Here is a 14,981-nt window from a genome sequence, read left to right as displayed (position 1 = left end):
ACTCATTCAAAGACTAAAAGCACGAACTTCAATTTTATTTTCTAACAATACTTGGCGAATCTTTTCTGCCATTTGTACCGCCCCAAAGGTATCACCATGCAAACAAATGGTATCTGCCTGAATTGTAGTGAAATCCCCTTCAATCGACTCAATACCTCCGTTCTGAATCATGCTCAGTACACGTTGAGCTACGACTTCTGCATCATGTAAAACAGCACCATCTAAACGGCGTGAAACTAGTTCACCATTACGATGATAAGCACGATCAGCAAACGCTTCAGAAATAACGCCAACTCCCTGCTTACGAGCAAAATTAATTAAAGGCGAACCCGCCAATGCAACTAACACTAATTTTTTATCTGAATGCTGTATTGCATCAATCACTGCTTGAGCTTGAGTTAAATTGGTGGCAATAGTGTTATATAAAGCACCATGTGGTTTGACGTAAGTCACTTTTGTTCCAGCGACTTGAGCCAACCCTTGCAGCGCTGAGATTTGATAAAGCACGTCTGCGTATAATTCATCATAAGATACATCCATATTACGGCGACCAAAACCAACCCGATCTGGATACGAAACATGCGCTCCCACACTAACATTTTGAGCGGCCGCTTGTTTTAAGGTATTTAACATATTGACAGGATCACCTGCATGAAAACCGCATGCAATATTGGCGCTACTCACAATCGCAAGAATCTGCTCATCATTTCCCATTTTCCAAGCACCATAGCTTTCGCCTAAGTCGCTGTTTAAATCAATATGCATATATAAACCTAATGCTGATTTTATGATCCGATAATTAAGTAATATATTCGAAGTGATTACAAAATCACATATTTTATCGACTTTAACAGCTTATAGCTGTGACTAAGGTTACGGTTTCTTGTGCCTGTAAATGTCTAAGTGTTAGCACTTCTGGATACTATGCTTGGCGAAAGCGACAGATGTATGTACATCAGAAATATACTGATTTAAAAGCTATTTATTGGCAGCACTATGCTCGCTTAGGAGCACCTTCATTGACGCATGACATGCATGATTTAGGTTACTGCATAAGTGAACGTACAGTTGGAAGAATGAGGATTTGAGTTGCCGCCTGTTGGATTCATATTTCCAACACAACCATTTAAAAACAAGCTAGATGCAGAACAGATCAAAATTGGATATTTCATCTATACACCCCCTATTGAGTGAATGAATGATTTGCAAAATTGTACAAAAACCAGCAGAAATGACTAAAACTCAAAGCTAGTTTATGAATAAACCATATCAAAACAAAAACAGTTGTAAATTTTCATTCACAACTGTTTTATAAATAAATCTATAAATGGTTTAAATAAATTTATTTCGCAGCCATACGAATACCGCCATCTAAGCGGATCACTTCACCATTTAAATATGAATTTTCAGCAATATGTGCAACCAAACGACCAAACTCTTCAGGACGTCCCAAACGTGATGGATAAGGCACCATTTGCCCTAAGGCATCTTGTACATTTTGCGGTAAGCCTTTCAGCATTGGAGTTTCCATAATCCCTGGTGCAATGGTTAAAACACGAATTTGATGACGTGCTAACTCGCGCGCAATCGGAAGCGTCATCGCAACTACAGCACCTTTTGATGCAGAATAAGCCGCTTGTCCAATTTGCCCATCAAAAGCAGCAACTGAAGCTGTATTTACAATCACCCCACGATCTTCATCGCCTTCAGCAACAATATTTTTACTCATTGCATCTGCTGCGAAACGCAACATGTTAAATGTACCCATCACGTTGATATGTAAGGTTTTTGAGAACATAGCTAAATCATGTACAGATTCTTTGCCCACAACTTTTGCTGAGGGTCCAATCCCTGCACAGTTGACTAGTCCATATACCGCACCATGTTTTGCAACAACATCTTTAAAGAGTTGCTCTGCAGCTTGTTCATCAGTTACATCTAATTTTACAAATTCAGCTTGTGTACCTAATACCTGTGCCTGTTGTTCACCCGCTTCAGTGTTCATATCGACTAAGGTAACCGTCGCACCTTGTTTAACGAGAACCTCTGCTGTTGCAGCCCCTAAACCAGAGCCACCACCAGTAATAACAAAATGTTTTCCTTGAATTTTCATCTAAATTTCCTCGTAAATTAAAGATATAAATTTTTATAAGCGAGAGTAAAGCCAAGTTTTTTCCGATACAATTCCTAAAAGTAGCAAAAGTGATGCGACTTTTGAGCATTCAACCTATTTACTCTTCTATATTTCATTTCTGTATGAGCAAAAGCACCGATCTCGATCTTAATTCTGCTAAGGATACAATTTCAATTGCTTTAATTCGTGAAGCATTGAGTGTTGCCGCAAGTCGAGGTTTAGATATTCTTCATATCGCTAATCAAGCAGGCGTTTCAGTCGAACTGCTCAGTTCAACTAAAGCCCGTGTTCCAGTGATGCAATGTGCACGATTGTGGATTGAGCTAGCAGAGCATATGAATGATGAGTTTCTAGGGATGGATCGCCATCCAATGCGCAGAGGGAGCTATAGCCTATTAGCAAAATTAGCATTCAGTGCCGAAACATTAGAACAAGCTATTCAAGAAATCTTAAAGTTTCTGAGTTTAGTGTTAGATGACATTCAAGGTGAATTGATTCAACAAGGTGCAAAAGCATACTTAATTCTGCATGACCGTGAACATCCTAAACGAATGTTTACTTATTCGACCTATTTGATGTTAGTCCATAGCTTAATGTGCTGGTTGAGCGACCAGCGTATTCCTTTTCAGAAAATGACCTTTAAATGTCATCAACCTGTCGAAATACAGGATTATCGTGTTCGTTTTTGCGAAGATATTCAATTTAATGCTGATCAAAATCTTATTGAATTTGATGCAAATTACCTCAAACACAAAATCAAAAAAGATAAACAGGCTTTAAATGACTTTCTCAGACAAACGCCTTACAACCTAATTGTTCGCTTTAAAAATGAAAACTCTTTAAGCTTGCAAATACGTCGTCAACTGCTTTTACAACCACCCTCAGAGTGGGATGAACTCAAAGAAATTGCCCAACAACTGAATATGTCAACGGCAACAATTCAACGCCGTTTAAAACAAGAAGGTGTCAGTTATCAGCAGCTTAAAAATGATATTCGCTGTGATATTGCAATTGAACGACTCAGCAAAACTAATGACTCTATCCAAAGTATTAGTGATGATCTAAGTTTTCATGATCCAAGTGCATTTCATCGCGCTTTTAAAAAATGGACAGGAGTTAGTCCCGGTGCGTATCGTGCGAAAACACTATTTAGCAAAATAGAAGCTTAAATAGTTTTTTGTCCTAGGCTGACACGATCATTGCCACCATAATCCTTGATAGTCTGAATCTGCTTAAAACCTTGTTGTTCAAAAATATCTCGTACCGCTTGGCCTTGATCATAACCATGCTCAAGCACAATCCAACCATTGGGTTTAAGCCAATCTTTGCCTTGGGTAATAATGGTTTCAATATCCGCGATACCCTGCTTATCAGCAATCAAAGCACGCTCAGGTTCAGATTTGAGCTTTTGCATATGTACATCTTCAGGATCAATATACGGCGGATTGGAGACAATCAAATCAAACTGTTGCTGCTCTAAAGCCTCGAACCAAGCCCCACAAGCGAACTTCACTTGCATCAGCCCGTGTCGAACTGCATTGTCCTGCGCCACGTCTAAAGTTGGTGCGTATATATCAGTTGCAGTGACTTGCCATTGCGGACGCTCACTTGCGAGCGCCAAAGCAATTGCGCCTGTTCCTGTGCCTAGGTCAACAATATTCGCATGTTGATCGAGTGGCAGTTTGAGCACCGTTTCAACCAAAATTTCGGTATCTGGGCGTGGCACTAGAGTGTCATGGGTGACTTTTAAATCCAACGTCCAAAAAGGTTGTGAACCTGTGACATAAGCCAAAGGCTCACCCTGTTCGATACGTGCAAGCCCTTCTAAAAAAGCCTGTTCCTGTATTTCAGTCAACTCTTGCTCAAGTCTTAATTTGAGTTCTAAAGCATTGATACCTAGTAGGTGTTCAAGTAGCCATGCCGCCTCTTGACGTTCATAGCTATCAATTTCACCTTTGATTTCTAAGGCTTGAGCAATATTCATTAGCCGCCATTTTCCTGTGCAAGCATCGCCAACTGATCCGCCTGATATTCACGATGTAAGCTATCTAACAGTTCGGTTAAATCACCTTCCATAATTGCATCTAACTTATATAAAGTCAGGTTAATACGGTGATCAGTCATACGACCTTGAGGGTAGTTATAGGTACGAATACGTTCAGAACGATCACCTGAACCGACGAGGTCACGGCGCATTTCTGAAGTTGCTGCATCAGCGGCTGCACGTTTAGCATTTTCTAAACGTGAGACTAACAATGCCATCGCTTTGGCTTTATTCTTATGTTGCGAACGCTCTTCCTGACATTCCACTACCACACCCGATGGAATATGGGTAATACGCACCGCAGAATCGGTTTTGTTAATATGCTGACCACCTGCACCTGATGCCCGATAGGTATCAATGCGCAGATCGGCGGGATTGATTTCAACTGTGGTATCCACATCCACTTCCGGCAGAATTGCAACAGTACACGCAGAAGTGTGTACACGACCTTGAGATTCAGTCGCAGGTACACGTTGAACACGGTGTGCACCACTCTCAAATTTCAAACGACCATAGACGCCTTCGCCGTCAATACGGCAAATGATTTCTTTATAACCGCCATGCTCACCTTCATTTTCAGAAAGTACTTCAATACGCCAACTTTGTGTTTCAGCATATTTGCTATACATACGGAATAAATCACCCGAGAAGATCGCAGCTTCATCACCACCTGTACCCGCACGCACCTCAAGATAGGCTGCATTGGCATCATTTGGATCTTTCGGAATCATTAGAACATTTAATTGTTCTTCGAGATTAACGAGAAGCGCTTTATTTTCTTTAATTTCTTCTTCAGCCATATCTTTGAAATCGGGATCTGATTTCATTATTTCAGCCGTTTCAATATCTTCTTCAGCTTGACGATATTTGCTCCAAACCTCAGTGATTTCTGTTAAATCATTATGTTCGCGAGACAATTTACGAAAACGTTTATTGTCCGAAATTACTTCTACATCAGCGAGCAATGCAGTCAGCTCTTCGTGACGATCACAAAGCTGATCCAGTCTTAAACGGAGTGATGCTTTCATGGGCGGAATATCTCAAAACTAAAGACTCAGTGCCGATCAAAATAATGAAGCACGAGCAAAATCAAAAAATTGCGCATAGTTTACAGATTCTAGGGCTTAAAAGACATAGAGAAACTGGTTAACTTACCAATCCCCTATTATTTCATCACAAATTCTGCGTTTTTTTAGTATGTATAGGTTGTTCTCTTCCCTGAGCTTCGATATAAATAATCAAAGATAAATTAGAATGATAAAACAATAGGATAAACCATGAGTAATTTAATAAACCGCCCTACACTCGCCTTCACAGCCGCAAGCTGGCTTGCGGTTCTTATTGGTGTTGTTGGTTTTATGATTGGATTGTGGAATGCAGAAATGCCTCTGCATGAAAAAGGCTATTATTTGATCATTCTATTATATGGACTGTTCTCCACGATCTCACTACAAAAAACATTACGGGATCAATTAGAAGAAATACCTGTAACTATGATTTATGTTGCGCTTTGTTGGGCATCAGTTGGTATTTGCATTGGATTATTACTATTTAGTTTAACTAACGCTACGCTCACTTTAAGTGAAAAAGGGTACTACATTATGTCTTTCTTGCTCAGTTTGTTTGGCGTCACAGCGACCCAAAAGAACATTCGTGATCTCGATCATTTACGTCATCAACAAGAAATAAATTCTCATCAACACAAATTAGAAGAAGAGTCGAGTAAGAAAGTTCCATTAGATTAATTACAAGCCATTAAAGAGTGCTTGTCGTTTAAGCCTCTTTTTGTGAATTAAATCAGTATTTGATTGATTACAAATATTTATTTCACCTTATTCAGGATTGTTATTAACAAAACACTACATTCTCCTTACTAAGTAGTAATAATTTCTGTCGGCATCTCCATATTTTCTTTCTCAAACTTTGTTACATTTGCAGTCATTAAAAAGATGTCCCATTACTGGGAACATGGAGTCAAAATGAAAGCGAATATTTTGTTATTGAGCGCCATTTTAGCAAGCTCAACTCTAGCAACCAGCGTGTATGCTGATAATGCAACACGTGTTGCAGCAACTTCTGCTTTAGGTAGTGTTGTTGGTACAGCAATTGGTAAAGAAATTGGTGGTAATAATGGTGCGATGATTGGCTCTGCTGTCGGTGGTGCTGGCGGTGCGGCGGCTGCAAGTAGCAAACGTACTCGTACTGAAGCTGCGATTGGCGGTGGTCTAGGTGGTGTTGGTGGCTACACTGTAGGTAAAAATGTAGGTGGAACCACAGGTGGATATATCGGAGCGGCAGCTGGTGCAGCGGGCGGTGCAGCATTAGGTCGTCAAGTTGGTCAAGATCGTGATTATGACAATCGCCAAGATAACAAACGTCATTGGAAAAAGAAAAAACATCGTCATCATTAATCATTCTAAAAAGCACCTTAGGTACTGCTATCCCATAGTTAGACTTAAATAAAAAAACCTGAGTCCAAAGTAGTTAAAATATAAGTGCGAACAAACACTTCAACTACAAGGATTCAGGTTTTTTCACATCAGAATACGGTATGTCATCAATTACTCAAGCCCATTTTGAGACAAGATTTTGAACGTCTTGCAAAACAATACCATCAAGGACAAAAATTAAGATCAGCAACACGATGGGATCAATTTATTGCAATATTAATGTCCCAACCATCATGCCGTCAAAGCTTGAGGGATATTGAATCTAATCTCGAATCACAACAGGAAAAGCTTTATCACCTTGGTACCCAAAGAATTGCACGAAGTACGTTAGCAAGAATCAATCAAGAACAACCCGCTCGCTTGTATCAACAATTGTTTATCCAACTACTTCAACATCGTGAAAATTCCAAGATTGCTCATAAATTTCGATTTAAAAATCAACTCTATTCAATTGATGCGAGTCATATTGATCTTTCACTGTCATTGTGTGAATGGGCAAAAGTACATGAGTCCAAAGCAAGCATAAAACTTACAGTTGGATTAAATCATAGCAACACTATTCCTGAGTTTGTTGCGCTTGGTGATGGTATTGAAAATGACATGGTTCAAGGCAGAACACTTAAATTCCCGCCTGGAAGTATCGTTGTATTTGATAAAGGGTATGTTGATTATCAATGGTTTGCAGAAATGACCAACCAAAATTTCAGCTTTGTTACTCGGTTGAGATCAAAGACAGTTTATGAGGTGAAATCAAAACAAGATGTGTTCGCTAGTAAGGGGATTCTTGCGGATGAATATATTGAGTTGAGTAGTGATCATGCTAAAAAGCGTGGTGCACCTAAGCGATTAAGACGTTTAAAGTTTTATGATGAAAAAAAGAAAAGAACGTTTAAGTTTTTAAGTAATAACTTTCATTTAGCTACATCTACCATTGCTGCAATTTATAAAGATCTGTGGAAAGTAGAACTATTTTTTAAAGCGATCAAGCAAAACCTAAAATTGAAATCGTTTCCAGGCCGTAGCCGCAATGCGATACAAACACAAATATGGATTGCACTAATCGCGTATTTACTGGTGAGTTTTGCGAAACATATGGCACAAGAAGGATGGAGTGTTCAAAGATTATTAAGAATTATTCAGGTGAATTTATTTGAAAGGAAACCATTGAAGGCTTTGTTTTTACCTGACAAAAAGTGTAATAAACAAGAAGAACCTCAGTTGAGGTTCTTTTTGTTATATTTGTGAGACAGCAGTCCCCTAAGGTGCTTTTTTCACTAGAAGCTCGTTGCGATCAAAACTAGGAAACTAAACAACAACGTACCTATAGATCGTTTACAATGTACATGAACTTCTTGCTCAAGCCCTTGAGTCAATTGCTCTAAGTTTTCCATAACTTTGCGCTCATTTAATGTACGGCAATTGTTAATTTGCCTAAATAATCCACCAGTTAAAATTAGCAAAAAGTCTAATAATATGCTAGAGCAATTTTTTAACCAATAGGTTAAATTGTGACAAAAATAAGTACATTACAAGAAATAATGATGATTAAAATTTATAGATACTATCCGAAAATTAAAAAAGCTCACTATTGTGAGCTTTTTTAATTCAGATGTTTAGTTTTGAGCAATTACTGTAATATCAGTTGCTTGAGGTCCTTTTTTACCATCAGCAATAGTGAATGAGACACGTTGTCCTTCATGTAAAACCTTAAAACCGTTACTTTGGATTTCACTAAAATGAGCAAATACATCTTGCCCAGAATCCGCATGAATAAAGCCAAAACCTTTAGTTTCATTGAACCATTTAACTGTACCAGTCACAGTGTTAGACATATATTTAACCTATTAGAAATATTTGGAATGCTTAGCAGCAAGTAACTTGGAATCATAAACTCTGAGATTAAATCTGATAACACGAAAGGTTTATCTAAACTACGAGATGAAAGATTTTCTGAATCAACAGTGTTATTCTTCTAGTTATTATTTAATATACACCACTTTACTTTTTCGGCACAAACATTATCTAACTGTAGATGAAAAATTGGGGGCGAATAGTTGTATTACTAAAAAATCCTATTAAAAAACAATCGCTTTTAGCATTTCAAAAATTGTAAAATTTCATTTATCTCAATCAAATAATTATATTTAAAAATTATTTTGATGCTTTTCTCGCACATAAAAAACATCAAAAAAGCCCACATATGTGGGCTTTTTTTACTGGTCTAAAAATTAGATAACAGTGATGAGCGTTGCTTGTGGTCCTTTCTTACCTTGACCAAGTACGAAAGAAACGCGTTGGCCTTCTTGTAATACTTTAAAACCTTTGCTTTGGATTTCGCTGAAGTGAGCAAAAACATCTTGACCAGAATCAGCTTGAATGAAACCAAAACCTTTAGTTTCGTTAAACCACTTAACAGTACCAGTAACTGTATCAGACATACTTTTAAACCTTTTAAAATTTGTTCATTTATAAATTAAATCAAAATTTTCATTCTGATTTAACTTAATCTATCTTTATTTGAAAGATACTGCAAGCATAGCAAATTTTAAGTCATACGAGATAGTGCATCTATGAAAGTATTGAAAGTTTTATCTCTTGAATGAAAAAGGTTGAGCTTTAATAAACCAAATCATGTAAAAATAACATTCTTTGCTAAATCAAAAATTAGCTTTGATAGTGTAGTTACACAACTTATAAAACTTAAGATTTACTGAAAAGAGATCATAAAAAATATTTTATCTTTCCCATTTAAGATTTTCTTATATACAAATTTACTGATTGCTTTCTTATACAAAATTCGGCTTTTAGTCAGAAGATCAACCTCTATAAAGCTTAGAATCTCATGCAAAACACAACTAGAAATCAAAAGATAGTTTTTGGATATAACAAAAAGCCCACATAAAGTGAGCTTTTTTTTTCAAGCAATCTTATTAGATAACTTTAATTGTAGTTGCTTGTGGTCCTTTTTTACCTTGACCAAGTACAAACGAAACGCGTTGGCCTTCGTTTAATACTTTGAATCCATTGCTTTGGATTTCACTGAAGTGAGCAAAAACATCTTGACCAGAATCAGCTTGAATGAAACCAAAACCTTTAGTTTCGTTAAACCACTTAACAGTACCAGTAACTGTATCAGACATACTTTTAAACCTTTAAACTTTGTTCATTTATGAATTAAATCAAATTATGAATATTGATTTAACCCAATCTATCTTTAACCAATAGATACTTCAAGTGCTTAAATTATCTATATTAATCGATAAAGCTGATTAACATCGGTATAGAAGCTTTTCCCATCTAGATTAAAATCGACTTCTCGACCCGACTCTAGCTGGATTTTCTTTCCAACCTCTACCCATTTGAAACCATCCAACGTATTTTGTTGACGTTTCAGCGGGATAATTTGCACACAAATTTCATTGCCATTGCTGGCTTTGGCTACACGCCATTCATTAATAATTTTCAACACAAAATCACTCATTTCTGAGCTCAAGTGATCGATTTGGATTTACTATAACGCTAGATATATGGAGAGAGGTAAACTACAATTCTAGAATCTAATAATTTTTAGCTTTCTTTAGGGTTATTTCAGCTAACTTAATTGCCGTCTAATCTTTCAGATAACAACAATTCAATAATCACAGAGCTAATATTCAATTAACTTTAAAGTGGTAGCGGGAGCTGGATTTGAACCAACGACCTTCGGGTTATGAGCCCGACGAGCTACCAGACTGCTCCATCCCGCATCAACATCTTGATCAATATGTTTGATCAATGAGATGCTTTATACGCCCATCTCCCCCACAATGCAATTTTTTTTTAGAAAAATCACATAATTTACTGCCTAACGCTCAAATTAAATACAAATTGATTAAAAACAAATCAAAATAAGCCTTATTAGTTGATCTATTCAAAAGAGACCGAACTTTGGAATATGTACTTAATAAAACTAACTCTGTTTAATAAATCCACTATTTTCTTATAATTCAAAATCCTACAAAAATATTATGCAGCGAAAAGCCTGCTATGTAACAATATCAACAATCTTTCATTTTTATAGTTCGACATGTCATTAATTATTGGTATTGATCCTGGTTCACGCTTAACAGGTTATGGAATTATCGAAAAAGATGGCAATAAACTACGTTTTGTCGATGCAGGAACCATTCGTACTGAAACGCAAGCAATGCCTGAACGACTAAAACGTATTTTTGCAGGTGTTGAACGTATTGTTAAATTTCACGGGCCTACTGAGGCTGCCGTTGAACAAGTTTTCATGGCGCAGAACCCTGATTCTGCGTTAAAACTTGGACAAGCCCGTGGTGCGGCAATTGCGGCGTTAGTCAATTTAGACCTACAAGTCGCGGAATATACTGCTCGTCAAATCAAACAGTCAGTGGTGGGTTACGGCGCTGCTGAAAAAGAGCAAGTACAAATGATGGTAATGCGTTTATTGAACCTAAGCATTCAACCACAAGCTGATGCAGCCGATGCGTTAGCTGCTGCAATCTGTCATGCCCATGCTTCAGGCAGCATGAGCAAAATGGCGGTGTTAAATGCGCTCGGTGGTATGGCTCGGGGACGGAGTCGTTCAAGTAGTAGAAGGCGTTAGTTTTCTTGATTTACCAGTGTATAAATCATTTTCCCCATGTTATGCGCCTGTAAACCTCTCATGCCATTCTCAGCGAGTAAGTCTCCTGCCTGTGCATGTAGGCTCACAATTTCATGCAATGCAATCTGTTGATGAAACTGAGCCTTTAAACTGGCAATCATCCCTGCCAACACATCACCCATGCCCCCTGTTCCCATCCCTGCATTACCCTGTGTACAGATAAATAATTCATCTTCTAAAATCAGGCTGCCTGCACCTTTAAGCACCCATTGTCCTGTATATTTTTGTTGCAGTTGCTGAATTGCAACGATTCGATCTTGTTCAATATCAGCAGGCTTGCAACCTAACAAAGTCGCAGCTTCACCTGAATGCGGCGTTGCATAGAGATGAGGATTCAATTTTTTCGGATGCTTTGCTAAAAACCAAAGCCCATCTGCATCCAATACCACTTCTAAATGCGAATTTTGGTTGAGTAAATCGAACCATTGCTGATAAATCTGCTCTGCCCATTGATCTCTCCCTAAGCCCATCCCAAAACAGACAGCATCCACATGGTTTAATAAGGTTTGGGTTGCATCTTGATCCAACGAATTAATATCTCGCACCATAATGTTTGGTGAACGCGACAGAATGGCCTGATGGTGTTTGGCATGACAGACCACACTAACTTTCCCTGCTCCAGCATGAAACGCAGCTTCAGCAGACATAATCACCGCTCCGCCCATATCCACATGACCACCAACGACAAGCACATGCCCATAACTTCCTTTATGTCCAAAAGCTTGGCGTTTCGGTAATACAATTTTTTCAGGGGAAAGATAGGCGATTGGTTTTAATTCTGCATCAATTGGGATCAAGCTGACTAAATGCAGTTTTCCCACATACTCCTTGCCTTGACCTGTAAACAATCCAGCTTTGTATCCCAATAGGGTAAAAGTTTGATCTGCTTGTATTACACATGGCAAAGCCTGACCTGTATTGGCATGTAGCCCACTCGGAATATCGATAGCAATCTTTAAACCAATCTGTGAGTTAAACAACTGGATGATCGACTGCCATTTTTGATCTAGCATTCGATTGAGACCTATGCCAAACAGAGCATCAATATGACAATCAAAAGTTGGAATTTCTTGGTGATTCGCATTTTCCGACAATAAATAATCGATACTTTGAATATCAACTCGATTTAACAGTGCATATTGTACAGCTTGTTTTAAATCTAAAGATTGACCGAGTTCAGCTGCATAAACCGTGATGTGAAATCCATGTTGCTTTAGAAAAGCAGCGATATAGTAACCGTCACCTGCGTTATTACCTTGTCCACACCAAATCGCGATCTTTTGAATTTTATTTTTATTAAATGGTTCAATTAACTGCTGTGAGATTATCCAAGCTGCTTGTTGCATCAGTCCTAAAGATGAATTTTGCTGCGCAAACCAACGCTGCTCCCATGCTTGAATGCTTTGGCTATGGTAAACTGAACGTTGCATGTTATCCCCTAATTATTGGTTTATGGCTTCAACCACATCCTCTGGAAAATCACTTGATAAAATTGAGCTTCAGCAGCTTGATCCTCAAGAACTTAAAACATGGATAAAAACTCAAGCTTTAGACTTGGGCTTTTCTGATTGTGTCATTGCCAAACCTGATGCTCAAGATCAAATGCCACGTTTTAAAGAATATTTAAAACGGGGTTACCATGCTGATATGCACTATTTAGAGGAAAACCTAGAAAAACGTGCTGATCCAACATTGCTTGTACCTGGAACTAAAAGCATTATTTGTGTGCGAATGAATTATCTTGTGGCATCACCTAAGCCCCGTTATGTACCATTTGAACCAAATTCAGCCATTATTGCACGCTACGCGCGTGGACGTGACTATCATAAAGTTATGCGTGGTCGACTTAAAACCTTAGCCAGTCGTATTAAAGAAAAAGTGGGCGATTTCGAATCACGCCCGTTTGCGGACTCAGCACCTATTTTTGAAAAATCACTTGCCGAAAGTGCGGGCATGGGATGGACAGGAAAACATACCTTACTCATTCATAAAAAATCAGGTTCTTTCTTCATTTTAGGTGAACTATTTACTTCTCTTGAATTACCCTTTGATCAACCCGCAACAGCCCATTGTGGCTCATGTACTGCTTGCATCGAGATTTGCCCAACCCAAGCGATTGTTGAACCTTATATGTTGGATGCAAGGAAATGTATTGCTTACTTAACTATTGAATATAAAGGAATCATTCCTGAAGAGTTACGTTCAGGTATAGGTAATCGTATTTTTGGTTGTGATGACTGTCAGCTAATTTGCCCGTGGAACAGCTTTGCTAAAACTGCATCAATTCCAGACTTTGACCCAAGACATAGTTTAGATGACATTAGCTTGTTAGAGATCTGGCAATGGGATGAAGTAACTTTTCTTGCAAAAACAGAAGGTAGTCCAATTCGCCGCACAGGCTATCAATCCTTTAAACGGAATATTGCAATCGGCTTGGGAAATGCTCCATACTCGGCTGAAATCGTGAGCCAATTGCAAGAAGCAAAAGCTCTACACGATGAGATTGTCAATGTACATATTGAGTGGGCAATTCAACAACAATTGCAGCAAATAAACATACCTGAATAGAAAAATGATGTTTTTTGCCCTTTGGCTTTGGCACGATTTCTGTATGATTAATCTCAATGTTTGTAATCAATCATCATGGATATAACAATGACTTTACGTAATGACTGGACTCGTGATGAAATCCAAGCTTTATATGATCAACCTTTTCTAGACTTAGTATTCAAAGCACAAAGTGTTCATCGTGAGCATTTTCAGCCAAATACCATTCAAGTCAGCACACTGCTTTCAATCAAAACAGGTAAATGCCCAGAAGATTGTAAGTATTGCTCGCAATCTGCACATTACGACTCAAAACTAGAAGCAGAAAAGCGTATTGCAGTAGATAAAGTCATTCGTGAAGCTCAAACAGCAAAAGATTCTGGTTCTTCACGTTTCTGTATGGGCGCTGCTTGGCGCAATCCACACGAACGAGATATGCCCTATGTATTAGAAATGGTTCGTGAAGTAAAAGCACTCGGTTTAGAAACTTGTATGACTTTAGGTATGCTGAATCAGTCACAAGCTGAACGCTTAAAAGATGCAGGTTTAGATTATTACAACCATAACCTTGACACCTCTCGTGAATACTATTCACATATTATTAGTACGCGTACTTTTGATGATCGTTTAGATACATTAGATCATGTACGTCAAGCGGGTATGAAAGTATGTAGTGGTGGTATCGTTGGCTTAGGTGAAAGTCGTAATGACCGTATTGGTTTATTACAAGAACTTGCAACTATGCCTGTACATCCTGAATCAGTGCCAATCAATATGCTTGTACCGATCGAAGGTACACCGCTTGCTGAAGTTGAAAAGTTAGATGTGACCGAATGGATTCGTACTATTGCTGTTGCTCGCATTATTATGCCTCATAGTTATATTCGATTATCGGCAGGACGCGAATCACTCAGTGATTCAGATCAAGCGCTTGCATTCATGGCAGGTGCAAACTCGCTTTTCTCTGGTGATAAGTTATTGACTACGCCTAATGCTGGAGAAGGTAAAGATCAAATCCTATTTGCTAAATTAGGTTTAACAGCAGAAAAACCGAAACCAACTGTTGCTGAACTCTCCGTAGATGCTATGAGTGCATAAATAAAAAAAGCCTTGTTATTTGACAAGGCTTTTTTT

17 protein-coding genes, 1 tRNA gene and 1 pseudogene are annotated in these 14,981 nt (G+C 38.2%); 8 read left to right on the top strand and 11 right to left on the bottom strand.

The genetic code is table 11. The features are described from left to right. Window positions 1–6: 6 nt before the first annotated feature. A complete protein-coding gene (locus F908_RS06810; protein WP_005159599.1) occupies window positions 7–765 on the bottom strand; it encodes a LamB/YcsF family protein in 759 nt (252 codons plus the stop codon). A gap of 107 nt (window positions 766–872) precedes the next feature. Between F908_RS06810 and F908_RS15490 the strand changes: the two are divergent. After that, window positions 873–1,079, top strand: a pseudogene (locus F908_RS15490) (IS3 family transposase); the annotation flags it as partial. On the opposite strand, the gene F908_RS16405 reads toward F908_RS15490, so the two are convergent. Together F908_RS16405 and F908_RS06805 are read right to left on the bottom strand one after the other, a co-directional pair. Beyond that, window positions 1,041–1,172 carry a hypothetical protein gene (locus tag F908_RS16405; RefSeq protein WP_256415116.1) on the bottom strand — a complete coding sequence of 44 codons (132 nt, stop codon included), beginning with the start codon at window positions 1,170–1,172 and terminating at the stop codon, window positions 1,041–1,043. The pseudogene F908_RS15490 and the gene F908_RS16405 overlap by 39 nt on opposite strands. 170 nt (window positions 1,173–1,342) lie before the next feature. Further along, window positions 1,343–2,113 (bottom strand): SDR family NAD(P)-dependent oxidoreductase, encoded by a 771-nt coding sequence (locus F908_RS06805; protein WP_005159598.1) that lies wholly within the window; start codon window positions 2,111–2,113, stop codon window positions 1,343–1,345. Window positions 2,114–2,205: 92 nt separating this feature from the next. On the opposite strand from F908_RS06805, the gene F908_RS06800 reads away from it, so the two are divergent. Then, window positions 2,206–3,303: an AraC family transcriptional regulator gene (locus F908_RS06800; RefSeq protein ID WP_005159597.1), complete on the top strand. Its 1,098-nt coding sequence runs from the start codon at window positions 2,206–2,208 to the stop codon at window positions 3,301–3,303. Here the strand turns inward: F908_RS06800 and prmC are convergent. Both prmC and prfA read right to left on the bottom strand, forming a co-directional pair. Then, a complete protein-coding gene (gene prmC, locus F908_RS06795) occupies window positions 3,300–4,118 on the bottom strand; it encodes a peptide chain release factor N(5)-glutamine methyltransferase (RefSeq protein WP_005159596.1) in 819 nt (272 codons plus the stop codon). The genes F908_RS06800 and prmC overlap by 4 nt on opposite strands. Next, the gene (gene prfA / locus F908_RS06790; protein ID WP_005159595.1) at window positions 4,118–5,206 is read right to left on the bottom strand and encodes a peptide chain release factor 1; all 1,089 of its coding nucleotides are present in this window, start codon (window positions 5,204–5,206) and stop codon (window positions 4,118–4,120) included. Before prfA ends, prmC begins: the two co-directional genes overlap by 1 nt. A 249-nt stretch (window positions 5,207–5,455) precedes the next feature. On the opposite strand from prfA, the gene yiaA reads away from it, so the two are divergent. From yiaA to F908_RS06775, 3 genes are all read left to right on the top strand, one after another. Beyond that, window positions 5,456–5,923: an inner membrane protein YiaA gene (yiaA, locus tag F908_RS06785; RefSeq protein ID WP_005159592.1), complete on the top strand. Its 468-nt coding sequence runs from the start codon at window positions 5,456–5,458 to the stop codon at window positions 5,921–5,923. Window positions 5,924–6,157: 234 nt separating this feature from the next. Next, window positions 6,158–6,589 carry a hypothetical protein gene (locus tag F908_RS06780; RefSeq protein ID WP_005159589.1) on the top strand — a complete coding sequence of 144 codons (432 nt, stop codon included), beginning with the start codon at window positions 6,158–6,160 and terminating at the stop codon, window positions 6,587–6,589. Between the two features lie 111 nt (window positions 6,590–6,700). Beyond that, the gene (locus tag F908_RS06775; RefSeq protein ID WP_034602824.1) at window positions 6,701–7,873 is read left to right on the top strand and encodes an IS4 family transposase; all 1,173 of its coding nucleotides are present in this window, start codon (window positions 6,701–6,703) and stop codon (window positions 7,871–7,873) included. Between the two features lie 368 nt (window positions 7,874–8,241). Here the strand turns inward: F908_RS06775 and F908_RS06770 are convergent, their stop codons facing one another. From F908_RS06770 to F908_RS06750, 5 genes are all read right to left on the bottom strand, one after another. Next, window positions 8,242–8,460, bottom strand: a complete 219-nt coding sequence (locus F908_RS06770) for a cold-shock protein (protein ID WP_005159584.1) — start codon at window positions 8,458–8,460, stop codon at window positions 8,242–8,244. Between the two features lie 396 nt (window positions 8,461–8,856). Then, complete coding sequence (locus F908_RS06765; protein ID WP_004661817.1) at window positions 8,857–9,066, bottom strand: cold-shock protein; 210 nt, start codon at window positions 9,064–9,066, stop codon at window positions 8,857–8,859. A 492-nt stretch (window positions 9,067–9,558) separates the two neighbouring features. Continuing rightward, complete coding sequence (locus F908_RS06760; protein WP_004661816.1) at window positions 9,559–9,768, bottom strand: cold-shock protein; 210 nt, start codon at window positions 9,766–9,768, stop codon at window positions 9,559–9,561. 107 nt (window positions 9,769–9,875) lie between these two features. Next, window positions 9,876–10,109 (bottom strand): hypothetical protein, encoded by a 234-nt coding sequence (locus tag F908_RS06755; protein ID WP_005159582.1) that lies wholly within the window; start codon window positions 10,107–10,109, stop codon window positions 9,876–9,878. 188 nt (window positions 10,110–10,297) lie between these two features. Beyond that, window positions 10,298–10,374: transfer RNA gene (locus F908_RS06750), tRNA-Met, on the bottom strand. 320 nt (window positions 10,375–10,694) lie between these two features. On the opposite strand from F908_RS06750, the gene ruvC reads away from it, so the two are divergent. Next, window positions 10,695–11,240 carry a crossover junction endodeoxyribonuclease RuvC gene (gene ruvC, locus F908_RS06745; RefSeq protein WP_005159580.1) on the top strand — a complete coding sequence of 182 codons (546 nt, stop codon included), beginning with the start codon at window positions 10,695–10,697 and terminating at the stop codon, window positions 11,238–11,240. On the opposite strand, the gene F908_RS06740 is transcribed toward ruvC, so the two are convergent. After that, on the bottom strand, window positions 11,237–12,730 hold the full coding sequence (locus tag F908_RS06740) for a bifunctional ADP-dependent NAD(P)H-hydrate dehydratase/NAD(P)H-hydrate epimerase (protein WP_005159578.1): 1,494 nt from the start codon (window positions 12,728–12,730) through the stop codon (window positions 11,237–11,239). The two genes, ruvC and F908_RS06740, sit on opposite strands and share 4 nt — an antisense overlap. A 22-nt stretch (window positions 12,731–12,752) precedes the next feature. Between F908_RS06740 and queG the strand changes: the two genes are divergently transcribed. Both queG and bioB read left to right on the top strand, forming a co-directional pair. After that, window positions 12,753–13,868: a tRNA epoxyqueuosine(34) reductase QueG gene (gene queG, locus F908_RS06735; protein ID WP_005159576.1), complete on the top strand. Its 1,116-nt coding sequence runs from the start codon at window positions 12,753–12,755 to the stop codon at window positions 13,866–13,868. 87 nt (window positions 13,869–13,955) lie between these two features. After that, on the top strand, window positions 13,956–14,945 hold the full coding sequence (gene bioB, locus F908_RS06730) for a biotin synthase BioB (RefSeq protein WP_005159575.1): 990 nt from the start codon (window positions 13,956–13,958) through the stop codon (window positions 14,943–14,945). Window positions 14,946–14,981 lie beyond the last annotated feature (36 nt).

Origin of the sequence: Acinetobacter sp. NIPH 284 (genome assembly GCF_000369425.1) — a bacterium.
GTDB lineage: Bacteria > Pseudomonadota > Gammaproteobacteria > Pseudomonadales > Moraxellaceae > Acinetobacter.
The sequence above is the reverse complement of the archived record's forward strand: the minus strand, read 5'-3'. Positions and strand labels throughout refer to the sequence as shown.